15 protein-coding genes are annotated in these 16,532 nt (G+C 62.8%); 12 read left to right on the plus strand and 3 right to left on the minus strand.

The window, feature by feature from the left end:
- Positions 1 to 3: 3 nt before the first annotated feature.
- The 11 genes from mqnE to JSV08_07130 all read left to right on the plus strand — a co-directional run bounded on the left by mqnE (position 4) and on the right by JSV08_07130 (position 12,973).
- Positions 4 to 1,131 carry an aminofutalosine synthase MqnE gene (mqnE, locus tag JSV08_07080; GenBank protein ID UCF80269.1) on the plus strand — a complete coding sequence of 376 codons (1,128 nt, stop codon included), beginning with the start codon at positions 4 to 6 and terminating at the stop codon, positions 1,129 to 1,131.
- A gap of 34 nt (positions 1,132 to 1,165) precedes the next feature.
- Positions 1,166 to 2,029, plus strand: a complete 864-nt coding sequence (locus JSV08_07085; GenBank protein UCF80270.1) for a menaquinone biosynthesis protein — start codon at positions 1,166 to 1,168, stop codon at positions 2,027 to 2,029.
- 8 nt (positions 2,030 to 2,037) lie between these two features.
- Entirely contained in the window at positions 2,038 to 3,135 is a 1,098-nt protein-coding gene (mqnC, locus tag JSV08_07090; GenBank protein UCF80271.1) for a dehypoxanthine futalosine cyclase, read from the plus strand.
- A 118-nt stretch (positions 3,136 to 3,253) separates the two neighbouring features.
- On the plus strand, positions 3,254 to 3,817 hold the full coding sequence (locus tag JSV08_07095) for an ankyrin repeat domain-containing protein (protein UCF80272.1): 564 nt from the start codon (positions 3,254 to 3,256) through the stop codon (positions 3,815 to 3,817).
- 5 nt (positions 3,818 to 3,822) lie between these two features.
- Positions 3,823 to 5,148 carry an ankyrin repeat domain-containing protein gene (locus JSV08_07100; GenBank protein UCF80273.1) on the plus strand — a complete coding sequence of 442 codons (1,326 nt, stop codon included), beginning with the start codon at positions 3,823 to 3,825 and terminating at the stop codon, positions 5,146 to 5,148.
- Between the two features lie 118 nt (positions 5,149 to 5,266).
- Positions 5,267 to 7,003: an amidohydrolase family protein gene (locus JSV08_07105; GenBank protein UCF80274.1), complete on the plus strand. Its 1,737-nt coding sequence runs from the start codon at positions 5,267 to 5,269 to the stop codon at positions 7,001 to 7,003.
- Positions 7,004 to 7,495: 492 nt separating this feature from the next.
- Positions 7,496 to 9,088 carry a thrombospondin type 3 repeat-containing protein gene (locus tag JSV08_07110; GenBank protein ID UCF80275.1) on the plus strand — a complete coding sequence of 531 codons (1,593 nt, stop codon included), beginning with the start codon at positions 7,496 to 7,498 and terminating at the stop codon, positions 9,086 to 9,088.
- A gap of 256 nt (positions 9,089 to 9,344) precedes the next feature.
- Positions 9,345 to 10,541 carry a PLP-dependent transferase gene (locus JSV08_07115; GenBank protein ID UCF80276.1) on the plus strand — a complete coding sequence of 399 codons (1,197 nt, stop codon included), beginning with the start codon at positions 9,345 to 9,347 and terminating at the stop codon, positions 10,539 to 10,541.
- 110 nt (positions 10,542 to 10,651) lie between these two features.
- The gene (gene ftsE, locus JSV08_07120; protein ID UCF80277.1) at positions 10,652 to 11,347 is read left to right on the plus strand and encodes a cell division ATP-binding protein FtsE; all 696 of its coding nucleotides are present in this window, start codon (positions 10,652 to 10,654) and stop codon (positions 11,345 to 11,347) included.
- Complete coding sequence (locus JSV08_07125) at positions 11,344 to 12,243, plus strand: ABC transporter permease (protein ID UCF80278.1); 900 nt, start codon at positions 11,344 to 11,346, stop codon at positions 12,241 to 12,243. The genes ftsE and JSV08_07125 overlap by 4 nt, the downstream gene beginning before the upstream one ends.
- 187 nt (positions 12,244 to 12,430) lie before the next feature.
- Positions 12,431 to 12,973, plus strand: a complete 543-nt coding sequence (locus tag JSV08_07130; GenBank protein UCF80279.1) for a heavy-metal-associated domain-containing protein — start codon at positions 12,431 to 12,433, stop codon at positions 12,971 to 12,973.
- Positions 12,974 to 13,097: 124 nt separating this feature from the next.
- Here JSV08_07130 and folK read toward each other — a convergent pair whose 3' ends face one another.
- A complete protein-coding gene (gene folK / locus JSV08_07135) occupies positions 13,098 to 13,589 on the minus strand; it encodes a 2-amino-4-hydroxy-6-hydroxymethyldihydropteridine diphosphokinase (protein UCF80280.1) in 492 nt (163 codons plus the stop codon).
- Between the two features lie 155 nt (positions 13,590 to 13,744).
- Here folK and JSV08_07140 point away from each other — a divergent pair, with 155 nt between their 5' ends.
- Positions 13,745 to 14,482, plus strand: coding sequence for an SDR family oxidoreductase (locus JSV08_07140; protein ID UCF80281.1), 738 nt, complete (start codon positions 13,745 to 13,747; stop codon positions 14,480 to 14,482).
- A 36-nt stretch (positions 14,483 to 14,518) separates the two neighbouring features.
- Here JSV08_07140 and JSV08_07145 read toward each other — a convergent pair whose 3' ends face one another.
- Together JSV08_07145 and hemL are read right to left on the minus strand one after the other, a co-directional pair.
- Positions 14,519 to 15,010: an Rrf2 family transcriptional regulator gene (locus JSV08_07145; GenBank protein ID UCF80282.1), complete on the minus strand. Its 492-nt coding sequence runs from the start codon at positions 15,008 to 15,010 to the stop codon at positions 14,519 to 14,521.
- Positions 15,011 to 15,226: 216 nt separating this feature from the next.
- Positions 15,227 to 16,513 (minus strand): glutamate-1-semialdehyde 2,1-aminomutase, encoded by a 1,287-nt coding sequence (gene hemL / locus JSV08_07150; GenBank protein UCF80283.1) that lies wholly within the window; start codon positions 16,511 to 16,513, stop codon positions 15,227 to 15,229.
- Positions 16,514 to 16,532: the final 19 nt, after the last annotated feature.

Here is a 16,532-nt window from a genome sequence, read left to right on the forward strand (position 1 = left end):
GCCATGAGCATCCAAGCCGCACGAAAATTTTCACGGAACAATCTCGCGGACATCGCCGAAAAAGTCCGCGCCGGCGGGCGCCTCTCGTTCGAGGACGGGGTGCGCCTTTTCGAGTCGAACGACCTTCTCACTCTCGGCTCGCTCGCGAACGAGGTGCGCGAGCGCCTCCACGGCGACGCCGCCCACTTCAACCTGAACCGCCACCTCAACCCCACGAACGTCTGCGTGTACTCCTGCGCGTTCTGCGCCTTCGCGCGCAAGGGGGGCGAGGACGGCGCCTACGCCTACACGCTGGACGAGATCCGCGAGAAGGTGCGCGCACTCGGCGCGCGGGTTCGCGAAATCCACGTCGTGGGCGGCATGCACGCGGGCCTGCCTTACTCGTACTACCTCGACGTCCTGCGCGCGGTCAAGAAGGAGCGCCCCGACGTCCATCTCAAGGCCTACACGGCGGTCGAGATCGATTTTTTCTCCGGCATCGCCCACAAGCCGCTGGAGGCGGTGCTCGACGACCTGGTGGAGGCGGGTCTCGACTCGTTGCCCGGCGGGGGGGCGGAGATTTTCCACCCCGAGGTGCGCGAAAGAATCTGCGATTACAAGCTCGACTGGAAGGAATGGGCCGACGTCCACCGCGCCGTCCACCGGCGCGGCCTGCGCTCGACGTGCACGATGCTCTACGGGCACATCGAAACATACGAGCACCGCGTGGACCACTTGCTGCGCCTCCGCTCCCTGCAGGACGAGACGGGCGGGTTCCTGGCGTTCGTCCCGCTCGCGTTCCACCCCGAGCACACGCCGCTCGTCAAGGAGCTCGGGGAAAAGAACCTTCCCGGCCCCACGGGGTGGGACTCTTTGAAAACCATCGCCGTAAGCCGCCTCCTCCTGGACAATATTTCCCACATCAAGGCCTACTGGGTCATGCTCGGAATCAACGTGGCCCAGACGGCGCTCTCCTTCGGCGCGGACGACCTGGACGGCACCATCGTCGAGGAAAAGATCGCCCACATGGCGGGCGCCGCGTCGCCGCAGGAGCTTTCCCTCGACGGCCTGGTGAAACTCGTCCGCGACGCGGGCCGGACGCCCGTCGAGCGGGACACGGTGTACAACGTGGTGCGCCGGCATTCGGCATGATGGTTTGAGCCTTCCGAAAAACTCGTCCCTATCAATGAAAACTCAAGAAAAGAAAAACGCCGTGTCCAACCTCGTCTCCCTCGTACGCGTCCGCTCCGTCGGCTACCTGAACGCCGCGCCCCTCGAGTGGGGCCTCGAGCGGAAAACGGGCGAAGGAATCATCGTGAAGCGAGAAAGCCCCGCGGGCTGTCTCGCGGCGCTCCGGGAAGAGCGCGCCGACGTGGGCCTCGTTCCTTCCGCGGGATACGAGGGGCGCTGGCGCGCCGTTCCGGACGTCGCCATCGCGTCGGACGGGGCCGCGGAAAGCGTCCTTCTCGCGGGCCGCGCCGAGGCTCCGGACATGAAGCGCGTGGCGCTCGACACGGCCTCGCGCACGGCGGCGGCGCTTGTGAAGGTTCTCTTCCGCGAACGCTGGGGGAGCGAGCCCGACTACGTCGAGGCGCCGGCCGAGGGCGCCGTGGAGGACGAGACGTTCGACGGCGTTTTGGTCATCGGCGACCCGGCGCTCCATCTCCCGCTGCGCGAAGGCGGCTCGCCCGTCGAGGGATCGGGAGGAAATTCTCCCTTCCCGCACGTGTACGACCTCGGGGCGGAGTGGAAGGCGCTCACGGGCCTGCCGTTCGTCTTCGCGTTCTGGGCGGGGCGCGAGGATTTGCCCGTGCACGTCGTCCGTCTCCTTCAAAAAGCGAAGGAGGAGGGGCGCGGGCACCTGCGCGAGCTGGCCGAGCGCTACGCCCGCACGCACAGCCGCGGCGCAGACTTCTACGAGCACTACCTCCGCGACGCCATCCGCTACGACTGGACGCCGCGCGAGACGGAGGGCCTCGCCGCCTTCTGGCGCCTCGCCGAGAAGCACGAGGTGATTCCGAAGGCGCCCCGGCTGTCGTTTTACGAGTGAGAGAGCGCATGGGACACGCCGCCTTGCAGGACATAGTTTCCTCCGGCCGCCGCCTCTCGTTCGACGAGGCCGTGGCGCTCTATAACGAAGCGCCGCTTCTCGAGCTCGGCCGCGCGGCGCACGCCGTGCGCCTGAGGAAACACCCCGAGCCCGTCGTCACCTACGTCATCGACCGCAACATAAACTACACGAACGTCTGTTACGTGGACTGCGCCTTCTGCGCCTTCTACGTGCGGCCCGGCGTCGAGGAGGACGCGCGCGGCGAGCGGGCCTACGTTCTGCCGCACGAGGAGATCGGGAAGAAAATCGACGAGACGAAGGCGCTCGGGGGAACTCAAATTCTCCTCCAGGGCGGCCACCACCCGGACCTGAAGATCGACTATTACGAGGACCTCTTCCGCTACATAAAGAAGAACCATCCCATCCACCTCCACGCGCTCTCGCCGCCCGAGGTCATGCACATCGTGAAAGTTTCCAAAATCACGCTCGACGAGGCGCTCGACCGGCTCATCGAGGCGGGGCTCGATTCCATCCCCGGGGGCGGCGCGGAGATTCTCACGGATCGCGTGCGCGAGGTCACCGCCCCCAGGAAGGCCACGGCGCAGGAGTGGCTCGACGTGATGGAGGCGGCGCATAGGAAGGGCCTCCGGACGACGGCCACGATGATGTTCGGCTCGGTTGACACCGTCGAGGACCGCGTCGAGCATCTTCTTAAATTAAGGGACCTCCAGGACCGCACGGGAGGATTCACGGCCTTCATCTGCTGGGCCTACCAGCGTCCCGGCCCGGAGAACCACGCCCTCGGCCTCGACCTCGAGGCGCGCGACACCTCGGCGCACACGTACCTGAAGACCCTGGCCCTCGCGCGCCTCGTCCTGGACAATTTCGAGAATCTCCAATCTTCGTGGGTCACGATGGGGCACGGCGTGGGGCAGCTGTCGCTCCAGTTCGGGTCGAACGACTTCGGCTCGCTCATGATCGAGGAGAACGTCGTCTCGCGGGCCGGCGTCGATTACTGCATGAGCCTGGAATATCTCGAGCACCTCATCCTCGACACGGGCTACACCCCGAAGCGGCGGAACATGTTCTACGAGGTGTTGAACTAGGGGAAGAACCCTTCGTCGCCGCTCTCCGTTCGGCGGAAATCCGCTTGCAACGCCCGCCGCGCCGCCGTAGAATTGCCTTGGCACAACCGAAAAAACACCAAAGAGAAGGGACGCAACGATGAAACAACCAAACAAGCTGCTTTTTTTGATTAGCCTCTTACTGGTAACAATCGCCTGCGGCAGGAGCCCGCAGGACGCTCCCAAGGAGCCGGAACAGATGGATATCCCCCGTAGCGAAGCCGGCGGCAGGAGTCCGGAGGACGCTCGCAAGGAACTGGAACAGTTGGATATCCCCTATAGCGAGACCAGTTTTCTGGAGCGGGTGAAGGGAAACGACCCGGTCGCGGTCGAGTTATTTCTGGACGCGGGCATGAACCCGGACGTAATGAACGCTAGTGGTATTACCCCCCTGATGATTGCGGCCGAGGATGGCTACACCGGAATGGCGAAGGTTCTGATCGACGCGGATGCCGACGTGAACGCGAGGAACGAAAGAGGCGCGACCGCCTTGATAATTGCGGCCTTTAAAGGTCACGCCGAGACGACGAAGGTCCTGATAAATGCCGGCGCGGACATGGACATCAAAACCAAAGAGAACGGCATGACCGCCCTGATGATTGCGGAAAAGATGAAGCACACCGAGATCGTGGAGATTCTCGGACAGGACGGGGCGAAGGAATGAAAAAAATGAGGCTTTCCTTTAAGGCAATTCTATTTCTGCTCCCGCTGCTTTTCGCGCAGGCGGCATACGGAGACATCGATTCAGACCTGATCGAGGCGGCGAAGGCCGGCGATGCCGCCGAAGTGGAAAAATTGCTCGAGCAAGGCGCATACGTGAACGCACAGGACAACGACGGCTCTACTGCCCTGATGAGGGCGGCATTTGGAGGCCACACTGAGATAGCAAAGGCACTGGTTGACGCGGGTGCGGACGTGAACGCGGAAAACAAAGACGGCTTAACCGCCTTGATGCTTGCGGCGGAGAAGGGCCGCACCGAGACGGTGAACGTCCTGATTGACGCAGGTACGGACGTGAACGCGGAGGGCGAAGACGGCAAGACCGCCTTGATGGCTGCGGCATGGGGGGGCCGCACCGAGACGGTGAACGTCCTGATTGACGCGGGTGCGGACGTGAACGCGGAGAGCGAAGACGGCAAGACCGCCATGATGATTGCGGTATATTGGGGCCACACCGGTACGGTGAAGACCCTGATTGATGCGGGCGTAGACGTGAATGCAAAATACGGAGAAGGCTGGCCAGTCCTGATGTTTGCGGCACAGAAGGGCCACACCGAAATGGTGAATGCCTTGATTGATGCGGGCGCGGACGTGAACGCGAATGACAAAGAGGATAGGACTGCCTTGATGGTTGCGGCTATGGCAGGCCGAACCGAGGCGGTGAAGATCCTGATTGACGCGGGCGCGAACGTGACGACCACCCTGATTCTCGCGGTTGTGACAGGCCAAACCGAGGCGGTGAAGGTCCTGATTAACGCAGGTGCGGACGTGAATGTGAAGGATGAAGACGGATGGACCGCCCTGATGTTTGCGGTAAGGGGGGGCCAAACCGAGGCGGTGAAGGCCCTGATTGATGCGGGGGCAGACGTGAACGCGAAAGACGGATACGGTCAAACCGCCCTGGTGCTTGCGGCAGATAGTGGTCACACCGAAATGGTGAAAGCCCTGATTGGAGCGGGCGTGGACGTGAACATGAAAGAAGACAAATTCGGCAGGACCGCCTTGATGATCGCGGCGGAGTTGAGCCACACCGAGACGGTAAAGATCTTGATTAACGCTGGCGCAGACGCAAACGCAAAAGATGAGATATTGGGTCTTACAGCACTGATGGTTGCGGCACAGGAAGGCCACGCCGGGACGGTGAAGGCCTTGATTGCCGCAGGCGCGAACGTGAACGCGAAGGACGAAGACGGCTGGACCGCCTTGATGATTGCGACATCCAAAGGCTACACAGAGATTATGGAGATTCTGAAGCAGGCCGGGGCGAAGGAGTAAACATGATAATCGACCTGCTCGCCAATCAGCAGGCGAGTTACCGATCACCGATGACCAATTCAATCGGTTATCGGTCATTGGTCATCGGTCATTAATTCAAAACAAGGAGCACAAAAAAATGGCGAACATGCAAAAATGCCTGTGGCTCTCCTCTATATCTCTTCTGTTGATGGTGTGTTCTGCCGCTTGCGGGCCCGCCTGTCAAAAAGCTGACTGGGTGCTCACCGGCGGCAAGATATTTACCGTGGACGATGAGAACCCCTGGGCGGAGGCGGTCGCCGTCAAGGACGGAAAGTTCGTCTACGTGGGCGATGACGCGGGCGCCGCGAAATTCGCTTCGGATGCCACGCGCAAGAGCGACCTGGGCGGAAGGCTCGTCATCCCCGGCATCGTGGACAGCCATACCCACCCCGCCCGCATCAATCTTGCTCCGTACGCGGCCCCCATGGATGAGACGAGCAAGGAGGACATACTGGCCGCCGTCAAGGAGTACGCGGAAAGCAATCCCGAGCTCGAGTGGGTTCGCATGTGCTGCTGGCCGGTCGACTTGTACGGCACAAGCGGGCCCAACAAGAATGACCTGGACAGAATCGTGCCCGACCGCCCGGTCTGGCTGACCAGCAGCGCGGGGCACAGCATCTGGGTCAACTCCAAGGCGCTCGAGGTGCTGGGGGTGGACCGGGACACGCCCGATCCTTTGCCGGGAGTCGCGGTCTACGTCCGGGACGAGGACGGAGAGACCACCGGGTGGATCAAGGAAGGCGCCTACAGGATATTCGGCGAGGATTATTTCGAGGTCGATGCGGAAGCCCACGAGGAGGGGACGACGGCGATGCTGGACTACATGAGCCGGCACGGCGTGACCACCGTCTACGACGGCGGCAATCTCCTGCATAATGATCGCGTCTACGCGTTCATGGCGAAGCTCGAGAGAGAGGGAAGGCTGCCGTTTCGTTACGAAGGCACATATCCCATTTTCGTCCCCCGGCAAAAGGATACCGCCATCGCGGAGTTGCTGAGACTGCGTGATGCGTACGGCGGCGACAGGCTCCGCTTCAATACGATGAAGATTTATATGGACGGTGTGAACGAGAACCGCACGGGCGCGATGCTCGAGCCCTACGAAGACGATCCGGGAAACCGCGGCAATACCATGATGACCACGGACGAGCTGCGGGATTTCCTTCTCGAGCTGAACGAGGAAAAGCTCGACCTGCACCTTCACACCGTGGGCGACCGCGCCGTGCGCACCGTGCTTGACGCGGTGGAGGCGGTGAGGGACTCGGCCGGGGGCGAGCTCTATCCGAGGGTGACCGTTTGCCACCTGGACATCATCGACCCGCCCGACTATGCCCGGATCAAGGAACTGGGCGTCGTTTGCAACTACACGCCGTGGTGGCACGGCGTCAATTACGACGACACCGTAAAGCACGCCCTCGGCGAGGAACGCTACGCGCGCACCCTGATCCTGAAGCCGCTGTTCGACATGGGCGCCGTCGTCACGTTTGGCAGCGACGACTGGGACCTGGAATACATGAGCCCCTTCCTTGGAATGCAAATCGGCCACACCCGTCAGTATCCCGAAGAGTGGGAGGAGCCGGGCTTCGACATCGAGGAGATCAGGGGACCCGCCTCCGAGCAGCTGGATCTCGAGCTGATGATCCGGGGCTACACGATCAACGGCGCCTACCAGCTCCGAATGGAAGATGAGATCGGCTCCATCGAGGCCGGCAAGCTGGCGGATCTCGTCGTGCTCGATGAAAACCTCTTTGAAATGGACCGCTACGAGATCCACAAGATCGAGCCCGCGGCGGTGATGATGGAGGGCGAGCTCCTGCACGGCGCCTTGCCATGATGATGGCGGTACGCTAACAGGCCGGGGCGGAGGAGTGACGTGAACGGCCGATAGTCAATAGTCCTTTTTTGACTCTTGCTCCTGTCTAAAATTCGGCAAATCCGATGGCCGGAACCTCCCTTTCGTAAAGGGGGGTTGGGGGGATTACAGAATTACGGAAAGGGCATCAAAATAATCCCCCTTGTTCCCCCTTCCTCGCTCCGCCGAAGTGCTCGGACTTGCCCGACAAAGCGAAGGCCCCCCAACGTTAATTTATTTCATGTTTTGATTATTAACTTGACAACGGCCATCTTATCTACTATGTTTTTTTCATGAAAAAGTAGAAAACAGCATGGCCATACGACACAGCACAGCGCTATACCTTGCTCCCCCCTTCGTGGAACTGAGGCGGCGTGACGCTCCCTTCGACCTTGCTCAGGGCAAGCCTCAGGTACACCGTTTTGTCAAGTCGTTTCGGGACAGGACACCAGCTACAACCCAAGGAGAAAAACCATGAAAAAATCGCTTCAAATCGCTTTCCTCGCGGGAATCCTTCTCGCGCTTTTCCACCCCGCTGCCTTTGCCGAGATAACCTGGGCGCGTACCTACGGCGGCGGTGGTAGTGATGTTGCCTATTCCGTCCAGCAGACCAGGGATGGCGGCTACGTCGTGGCGGGAATTACCAACTCCTTCGGCGCTGACTATTATGATGACGATTATGATATTTTGGTGTTGAAGCTGGACGCCTTGGGAAAAATCCGGTGGCAGAAGACCTACGGCGGTGCTTCGGACGATTGCGCCTACTCCATCCAGCAGACCACGGACGGCGGCTACGTCGTGGCAGGATATACGTTCTCCTTCGGCGTTGGCGGCGGCGTCTGGCCTGGCTACATGAACATCTGGGTTCTGAAACTGGACGCTGATGGGAATGTTGGCCCGTTATTTCCTGGAACATGGCGGAGGGCCTATGGGGGGGATGATTGGGATGAAGCCAGATCCGTCCAACAGACTGCGGACGGCGGCTTCATCGTGTCAGGGTATACGTGGAGCTTCGGCGGGCCCCGCCGGAATGCTTGGGTATTGAAGCTGAACCCCTATGGGCGTGTAATATGGCAGAAGGTTTACGGCGGGGACGAAGTCACCTCCATCCAGCAGACCATGGACGGCGGCTTCGTCGCGTCGGGGTATATCGACACCGACACTCCTGCATGGCCTGATGGATGGCTTGATAATGATATCTGGGTTCTGAGGCTGGATGCCTGGGGAAATGTCTATTGGTCGAAGAGCTATGGCAGTGGCAACTGGGAATTTACCGCCTCCATCGAGGAAACAACGTGTTGCGGCTTCGTCGTGACAGGAGCAACTTGGTCTGATGACAGTCAATCTTTTGATGTCTTGGTGCTGAAGCTTGGCGCCTCAGGCAACGTCTCTTGGCAGAAGACCTACAGCAGAATCATTATGGATGAGTGGCCCGCCTCCATCCGGCAGACCGCGGACGGCGGCTTCGTCGTGGCAGGATATACAGATTCTGTTGGCGCGGGCGGTTATGATTTCTGGGTACTGAAGCTGGACGTCTGCGGCAACGTCACGTGGCAGAAGACCTATTACAACGGGTCTCCTACTAAGATTGGCGAGCCCATCCAGCAGACCGGGGACGGCGGCTACGTCGTGGCAGGATATACAGACTCTGTTGGCGCGGGCGGTTATGATTTCTGGGTACTGAAGCTGGACGCCAACGGAGAGATTGACCCGTCCTGCACGTTTTATTCCGATACCTTCGTGACGAGCGCGAATTCCACGATTGAGACCCGCGACGCCTCCAGGTGGTGGACGAAATCTACAATGATGTCCGAAGAGAGCAACGTGACGAGCGTGGATTCCGAGGTCACTTTCTTTGAGCAATGCGCGAACCCGGACTTCGACGGTGACGGCGAGCCCAATGCCACGGACAACTGCCCGATGGTGCCGAACAATCAGGATGAAGATGCGGACGGCGACGACGTCGGCGACGCGTGCGACCCAGATTATTTGATGATGATTCGGGCTATGCGGGAAGCAATCGAGGAGCGGAAAGTGATCGAGAAGTGGTTCTTGCCATCTCCTTGACAAGCCGCCGGGGCGGCGCCATGTTGCAGGGGATGAGACCAGCAAGCAAAATAGCTGTTAGCAGTTGGCAGTTAGCGACTGGAAAATTTTAAATTCCGCTCGCCAACGGCCAAAGGCTAACGGCCAACGGCGCCTTCAGTTATTCGGTTCTGAGCCGCAGGCGAAGGATCGGAAGACCCCCCCGCTCCTCGCAAGGAAGGAGTGAGGAAGACGCCTCGCTTGCTTCGAGAGGACATGGCATAATGCCCTCTCAGCGATGACCTCCAAGTCCATCAAGCCCGTAAAGCACAAGCCCAAACCCAAGCGCGCTCCCGGCTTCTCGACCCGCGCCATTCACGCGGGCTACAGGCCCGAGCCCGTGACCGGCTCCGTGATACCGCCCCTTTACCTGACCTCCACCTTCGAGATGGAGAGCCTCGGAAAATACCGCGACGGCTACGATTACTCGCGCTCTAAGCACCCCAACCGCGTCATGCTCGAGCGGACGGTGGCGTCGCTCGAGGGCGGCCGGTACGCCAGCGCCTACGCCTCGGGCGTGGCCGCCGTCGCGGCCGTCATGGGCCTTCTCAAGCCGGGCGACCACGTCATCGCATCCGAGAGCATCTACGGCGGCACGTACCGCCTGTTCGAGCGCATCCTGCGCGGCCGGGGGCTCGACCTCGCGTACGCGGACGTGTCGCGCCCGGAGAACATCGAGCGGGCGGCGACGCCCCGGACCCGGATGGTCTACGTCGAGTCGCCCACGAATCCGCTTCTCAGGCTCGTGGACCTTCGCGCCGTCTCCAAAGTCTGCCGCAAGCACCGCTGGCTGCACGCCGTGGACAACACGTTCATGACGCCCGTCTCTCAGCGGCCGCTCTCGCTCGGTGTGAGCATCGTCATTCACTCGACCACGAAATTCCTCAACGGCCACAGCGACTCGCTGGGCGGAGTCGTGGTCACCTCGAGCAAGCGCCTCGCGGACTGGCTGCATTTTCTCCAAAAGTCCACGGGCGCCGTTCTGAGCCCCTTCGACTGCTGGCTCGTGCTCCGGAGCCTCAAGACCCTGGTGCCGCGCATGGCGGCGCACGAGCGAAACGCGCGGCGCCTGGCGAAGTTTCTCGACGGCCACCGCAAGGTCAAGCGCGTCATCTATCCCGGCCTCGCCTCGCACCCGCAGCACAGCCTCGCGAAGCGCCAGGCGGGGGGGTTCGGCGCGATCATCACGTTCGACCTCGGCTCCAAGCAGCGCGCCGCCCGGTTCTTGAATTCGCTCAAGCTCTGCATCCTCGCCGAGAGCCTCGGCGGTGTCGAGACGCTTGTCTCGCAACCCGCCACGATGTCGCACGCCTTCGTTCCGACCGCCGAGAAGAAACGCCTGGGCATCACCGAGGGCCTCGTGCGCATCTCCGTGGGCCTGGAGGACGTCGAGGATCTGGAGGAGGATTTGCAGCAGGCGCTTGCGAAGCTTTAAAATGCTCTCTTGCAAAGGCCGCTTCTTCCCCAATGCCAAAGGGGGCGGCGTGGAAAGCCCTACAGCGGAGCGAACTTAATAGCAGGGAGCGCCGAGGTCGCCGAAACGCCATGGTTCACCTCTACCACGTTACCAAGGTTTACGACAGTCTCCCCGCGCTTCGAAGCCTGTCCTTTGAGGTGGAGAAGGGAGAGTTCGTCTACGTCACGGGCCCGAGCGGCGCGGGCAAGACGACGCTCTTGAAGCTTCTTTTCGCCGAGGAGCGCCCCACGATGGGGCAGGTTTTCGTAAACGGCCGCAACGTCGGCTCCCTGACGCCGCACCGGGTCCCGTACCTGCGGCGCGAGCTGGGAGTCGTCTTTCAGGACTTTCGCCTCCTGACGAAGAAGACCGTCATGGAAAACGTCTCGTTCCTCCACCGCATCCTCGGCGTGCCGAAAAGGAGGCGCCTCGAGCGCGCCCGCTACTACCTGAAGCTGGTGGGGCTCGAGCACAAGGCCGACGAATACCCGCTTCATCTTTCGGGCGGCGAGCAGCAGCGCGTGGCCATCGCCCGCGCGCTCGCCTCGGAGCCGGTGCTTCTGCTTGCCGACGAGCCCACGGGTAATCTCGACCCGGAGCTCGCCGAAGAAATTCTGCAGCTTTTCAAGCGCATCAACGCGGCCGGCACGACGGTCATCCTCGCCACGCACGACCGCGCGCTCATCGCCCGCCACCCGAAGCGCGTTCTGGTGCTCCGGCACGGACAGCTCGCGGACGACACCGGCCCCGGCGGCTACGCCTCGCAGGAAGGGTTCTTCGGATGAAGACGCTGGCGCGCGCGCTTTGGTATTTTTTCGAGGAGGCGGCGCACCACCTCATGGCGAACCGCGTGATGACCGGGCTCGCCGTGGCGACGACCGCCGTGGCGTTCTTCATCACGGGGCTTCTCCTGCTCTTCAACCAGACCGCCGCGGAGGGGCTGCGCCTCTGGGCCCAGCGCGCGGAGGTGAACCTTTTTCTCGACGACGCGCTCACACCGAGCGAAACGGCCGCCCTGGTCGAAACGCTCTCCGAGCGCCCCGACGTGGAGGCGGTGCACGCCATCGGAAAGAACGATGCCGTGCGGCAGCTCGAAACGCTTTTTCCCGCGCTGCGCGAAAGCCTTTCGCTCCTCGAGGCGAACCCCCTGCCCGCCAGCCTCGAGGTCACGCTCCGGCCCGAGTACGGGACGCCCGACTCGGTGCGCCGCTTCGTCGAGGAGGGTCGCGCCCTTCCGGGCGTGACCGACCTCCAGTACGACCTCCCGTGGATGGAGCGCGTCGAGCGTGCGCTCTGGTGGGCGAGGTGCCTGGGTTACGCCCTGGCGTCGGTGTTTCTGATCTCGACGGCCTTCACGCTCTCGAACGTCGTGCGCATCACCGTCTACGCGCGGCGCGACGAGATCGCCATCATGCGCGTGGTGGGCGCGACGAACGCGTTCATCAAGGGGCCTTTCCTTCTCGAAGCGGCCGCCGAAGGAGCCGCCGGTGCCGTGCTCGGGCTCGCGGCGCTTTACGGCGCCCACCAGGTGGCCTCGCTGGGACTCTCGCGCCTTCCCTGGGCCGGGGCGATGGCGCACGATTTCCTCTCCGCCGGCTCGATCGCCGCGCTGGCCGCTGCCGCGGCCGCCATGGGAATGGCGGGAAGCATGCTCGCCCTTCGGCGGCTTCCGACCGTTTAGCCGGGGCGATGGCGTACGTGCATGACAAGACGATACTTCCTTCGGTAGGATTCTATAAGATTCTATATGACGTGATTCGACAGATTGATAGCCCGCCGCCCGCTGGAGTATAATCATCCTTCATTAAGCCTACATACCGCCTGGAGTTAAATAATACTTATCCATGACAAAAGGAGACGAACAAATCATGAAACAAAGAAACGTAGCCCTCAGCACAGTGCTTGTGCTGGTCGTGGCCGCGGGTTTCGCCTTTGCCGCCACGGAGTCCGACTCGGCCCTGGAAACGGCCGGAGCTGAGCCCGCGGAGGAAGCCGCCGTGGAAGAAGCTGAGCCCGCGGAGGAAGCCGCCGCGGAAGAGGCTGAGCCTGCGGAGGAAGCCGCCGCGGAAGAGGCTGAGCCTGCGGAGGAAGCCGCCGCAGAAGAAGCTGAGCCCGCGGAGGAAGCCGCCATGGAAGAGGCTGAACCCGCGGAGGAAGCCCCCGTAGAGGAAGCAGAAGCTGAAGCGGAAGGCGCCGTGAAGACCTGCCGCCTCGACGTGCAGGGAATGCACTGCGGCGGATGCGCCGTCCGGGGCCAGCGCGCGCTCGAGGGCGTGAAAGGCGTAAAGAGCGCCAAGGTCAGCTTCCCGGACAAAGAGGCCGTCGTTGAATACGACGCCGACGAGACTTCTCCCGAAGAGCTGATAGCAGCGCTCGCAGCAACCAGACTGCGAGCGAAAGAAAAAGAGTAAGGGGAAAAGTAGCGCGCTTTCCCGCCGAGGCGCCTCGAGTCCCGGAGAAACGTTCGAGCGCGCCTTTTCTCAGTCGCCCGTTTCCAGGAGTCGGCGGCCGGCAGGGGCTCCGCGCCCCGGCCGCTCACCACTCCACGTCCAGGCGCACGACGCGCTTTTCGTCCGTGCAATCCCTCAGAAGCTCGGCGATGGTCTTTTGAATAACGGGATGGCGAATCTCGGGAGCAATTTCCGCAAGCGGCATCAGCGCGAAGCGCCGCTCGTGGAGGCGGGGATGGGGAATCGTTAAGTCCTTTTCTTCGACGGTGCGCGCGCCGTAGAGAAGGATGTCCAGGTCGATCTCCCGCTCCGCCCAGCGTCCGCGCACGACGCGCCCGAGGCGGCGCTCGATGTCCTTGACGTGCCTCAACAGCTCCAGCGGCGCAAGTGGAGTCTGCGCCTCGACGGCGGCGTTGAGATAGGGCTCCTGATCGTCCGATCCCTCGGGTTCGGAGGCGTAGAGTGACGAGCGGCTCAGCACGCGGATACGGTCTTCGGAAAGCGCTTCGACCGCCCGCCTCATAAATCCGCGCCTGTCACCCACGTTTCCGCCCAGTCCGAGAAAGATGCTTTCCATTTGATTTCTTCCTACGGTAGCACGCCGCCGCTGAGGCGTTCAACGCCTGCCAAGGCGCCCGCCCCGACGGGAGATCCGTCGGGGCTTGCCCCGTCCGCGTGCTTCTGATAGGCTGTGTCGCTCGCGCACACTGCGTCGAAGCAGACCTCTTTCCAATGCGCTTGAAGGACAAAATTGCTGTGGTGACGGGCGGAGGCCGCGGCTTGGGCCGCGCGCTCGCGCTTCGCCTGGCCGAGGAAGGCGCCAGCGTGGTGGTCGCGGACCTCGCGCGAAGCGACATGGAGGCTACCGTCGAGGAAATCCGCGCCAAAGGCCACCGCGCCGCGGCCGTCGAGGCCGACATCTCGAGCTACGCCGACGCCAACCGCATCGCTGAGGCGGCGGCCGAACTGGGAGGCGCGGACATTCTCGTCAACAACGCCGCCACCTACGTGCGCCACCTGACGGTGGATTTCCCGCCCGAGGAGTGGGAGCGCGTCATTCGCGTCAACCTCGTCGGAGCCTTCTTCGTGACGCGCGCCCTTCTTCCCGCCATGATTGCGGCGGGGCGCGGCACCATCATCAATATCTCGTCCATCCATGGCCTCGTGGGGGACGAGAAACTGAGCGCGCACTGCGCCTCGAAGTTCGGCCTCATCGGCTTCACGCAGTCGCTCGCCAAGGAGCTGCGCTCCTACAACATCACCGTGAACGCCATCTGTCCGGGCGCCCTCTCCACGGCAAAGCCGGGTGACGCGGCCGCGACCAAGAAAGGGCTCGAGTCGCTCGTGCCGCCGCACGCCGTCGCCCAGGCGGTCATGTTCCTCGCCACGCAAAACCCGCCCGCGATCACCGGCGCGTCGCTCAACGTCTACGGCGGCACCGACACGAAGATCACGGTGCATACCGCGTAGGGAGTACCAGCCGAAGGGGGGGCGGGCTCGGAGCCCTTACTTTTTTTGAGGGGCTTTCCTGCGTCTTGCGGCGGGTTTTTTTCCGCCGGGGAGCGGCTCCGAAGGGCCGAGCTTGCGTTTCTTGTCCGTCAATCCCCGCGCCAGGTCTTCAACGGTCATGGACTTGAGATAGGTCAGCATCTGCTCTCGCAGTTCTTTCCACGATTCGTGGATGGGGCATGGATTGCTATCGGAGCACCCGTAGAGTCCCACGGCGCAGCGCTCCTCGAGGTTCTCGCGGTCGATGAGCTGCATGATGTCGTAGAGGGAAATCTCCGAGGCGGGCTTTGCGAGCTTGAAGCCGCCCGTCGGCCCCTTGAAGGAGTGCAGGAGACCGAATTTCACCAAATCCTGGAGGAGCTTCGCCAGGAAGTACAGGGGGATGTTCTCGGCTTTGGCGATGTTTTTCGCCATGCAGAAACCGTCCCCCTGGAGCGCGATGTGAATCAGCGCCCGGAACGAGTATTCACACGATTTCGAGTAAAGCATGCGTCCTCAAGGAAATTTTCGTCTTCCGAAGCCTTCGTATTGAGAAAGCAGGAGTTTAATATATTCCGGCGGAAATAGCAAGCTCCGGGGCCGCCGAAAAAAGTCCCCAAACCGTGCCCCCGTCTGCAGGTTCAGGGCAAGCGCCCACGTAGCCGGGGCCAAGCCTCAGGGGCACGGTTTCTTTGAAAGCTTCGGGAAGTGCGACTTGCGGCGGCGCTAGGACGCGCCGGCGGCCTTGGCAAAGGCCCGCTTGGCCACGCGAACGGTGTGCTTGATGTCCGCGTCCGAATGGGCCGTGGAGAGGAAGCACGCCTCGAACGGCGAGGGAGGGAGCATGATGCCGCTCTTGAGCATGGCGCGGAAGAACGCCACGAAGCGCGCCGCGTCCGACTTCTGCACCGAGGCGTAGTCGCGGACCGGCGCTTCGGAAAAGAACACGGTGAACATGGAGCCGACGCGGTTGATGGTCACGGGAACGCCCGCCGCGCTCGCGGCCTTTTCAAAGCCCTCCTGCAGCGTTTTCCCCTGGCGCTCGAGGTGCTCGTAGGGGGACTCCTCGCGCAGGACGTCGAGCGTGGCAACGCCGGCCGCCATCGCGAGCGGGTTGCCGGAAAGCGTCCCCGCCTGGTAGACCGCGCCCTCGGGCGCGAGCATGTCCATGAGGTCCCGCCGTCCGCCGTAGGCCCCGACGGGAAGGCCGCCGCCCACGATTTTCCCGAGCGTCGTCAGGTCGGCGCGGACGCCGTAGCGCTCCTGCGCGCCGCCGTAGGCGACGCGGAAGCCGGTGATGACCTCGTCGAGGACGAGAAGCGCGCCGTGGCGGTCGCAGAGCGCGCGCAGCCCGCCGAGGAAATTCTCCTCGGGCGGCACGACGCCCATGTTGCCCGCGACGGGCTCGACGAGGATGCACGCGATGTCCCGCCCGTGCTCCTCCATCAGGCGCTCGACCGAGGCTAGGTCGTTGTAGGGCGCGGTGAGCGTGGGCTGGGTGAACTCCTTCGGGACGCCGGGTGTAGCGGGAATTCCCAGCGTGGCGATGCCGGAGCCGGCCTCCGCGAGGAGGTGGTCGGCGTGGCCGTGGTAGCCGCCCGCGAACTTCAGGATTTTCGAGCGCTCCGTCGCGGCGCGCGCGAGGCGCACGGCGCTCATCACGGCCTCGGTGCCGGAGTTCACGAAGCGCACCTTCTCTATGCCGGGGAACGCCGCGACGACGCGCTCCGCGAGCTCTACCTCGAGCGGCGAGCACGTCCCGAAGCTCGTCCCGTTCGAAGCCGCCAACTGGACGGCGTCCACCACGCGGGGATGGGCGTGCCCCAGAATCATCGGCCCCCAGGAGCCCATGCAGTCGAGATAGGAGCGCCCCTCCACGTCCGTGACGAAGGCGCCCTTCGCGTAGGCGATGAACCGGGGAGTCTCGCCCACGGCCTTGTACGCGCGCACGGGGCTGTTCACGCCCCCCGGAAGGAGCGCCTGTGCTTTCTCGAACCACGCTTTGGAATTCATGCCGTCAGTCATAGGAAGT

It is taken from the genome of Acidobacteriota bacterium (assembly GCA_020349885.1).
Lineage (GTDB): Bacteria > Acidobacteriota.

Coding starts and splice junctions, on each gene's coding strand:
- JSV08_07105 (UCF80274.1), top strand. CDS start 5,267: ATGGCGAACATGCAAAAATGCCTGTGGCTCTCCTCTATATCTCTTCTG.
- JSV08_07145 (UCF80282.1), bottom strand. CDS start 15,010: ATGCTTTACTCGAAATCGTGTGAATACTCGTTCCGGGCGCTGATTCAC.
- mqnC (UCF80271.1), top strand. CDS start 2,038: ATGGGACACGCCGCCTTGCAGGACATAGTTTCCTCCGGCCGCCGCCTC.
- hemL (UCF80283.1), bottom strand. CDS start 16,513: ATGAATTCCAAAGCGTGGTTCGAGAAAGCACAGGCGCTCCTTCCGGGG.
- JSV08_07095 (UCF80272.1), top strand. CDS start 3,254: ATGAAACAACCAAACAAGCTGCTTTTTTTGATTAGCCTCTTACTGGTA.
- JSV08_07140 (UCF80281.1), top strand. CDS start 13,745: ATGCGCTTGAAGGACAAAATTGCTGTGGTGACGGGCGGAGGCCGCGGC.
- JSV08_07130 (UCF80279.1), top strand. CDS start 12,431: ATGAAACAAAGAAACGTAGCCCTCAGCACAGTGCTTGTGCTGGTCGTG.
- JSV08_07115 (UCF80276.1), top strand. CDS start 9,345: ATGACCTCCAAGTCCATCAAGCCCGTAAAGCACAAGCCCAAACCCAAG.
- JSV08_07125 (UCF80278.1), top strand. CDS start 11,344: ATGAAGACGCTGGCGCGCGCGCTTTGGTATTTTTTCGAGGAGGCGGCG.
- mqnE (UCF80269.1), top strand. CDS start 4: ATGAGCATCCAAGCCGCACGAAAATTTTCACGGAACAATCTCGCGGAC.
- JSV08_07110 (UCF80275.1), top strand. CDS start 7,496: ATGAAAAAATCGCTTCAAATCGCTTTCCTCGCGGGAATCCTTCTCGCG.
- JSV08_07100 (UCF80273.1), top strand. CDS start 3,823: ATGAGGCTTTCCTTTAAGGCAATTCTATTTCTGCTCCCGCTGCTTTTC.
- JSV08_07085 (UCF80270.1), top strand. CDS start 1,166: ATGAAAACTCAAGAAAAGAAAAACGCCGTGTCCAACCTCGTCTCCCTC.
- folK (UCF80280.1), bottom strand. CDS start 13,589: ATGGAAAGCATCTTTCTCGGACTGGGCGGAAACGTGGGTGACAGGCGC.
- ftsE (UCF80277.1), top strand. CDS start 10,652: ATGGTTCACCTCTACCACGTTACCAAGGTTTACGACAGTCTCCCCGCG.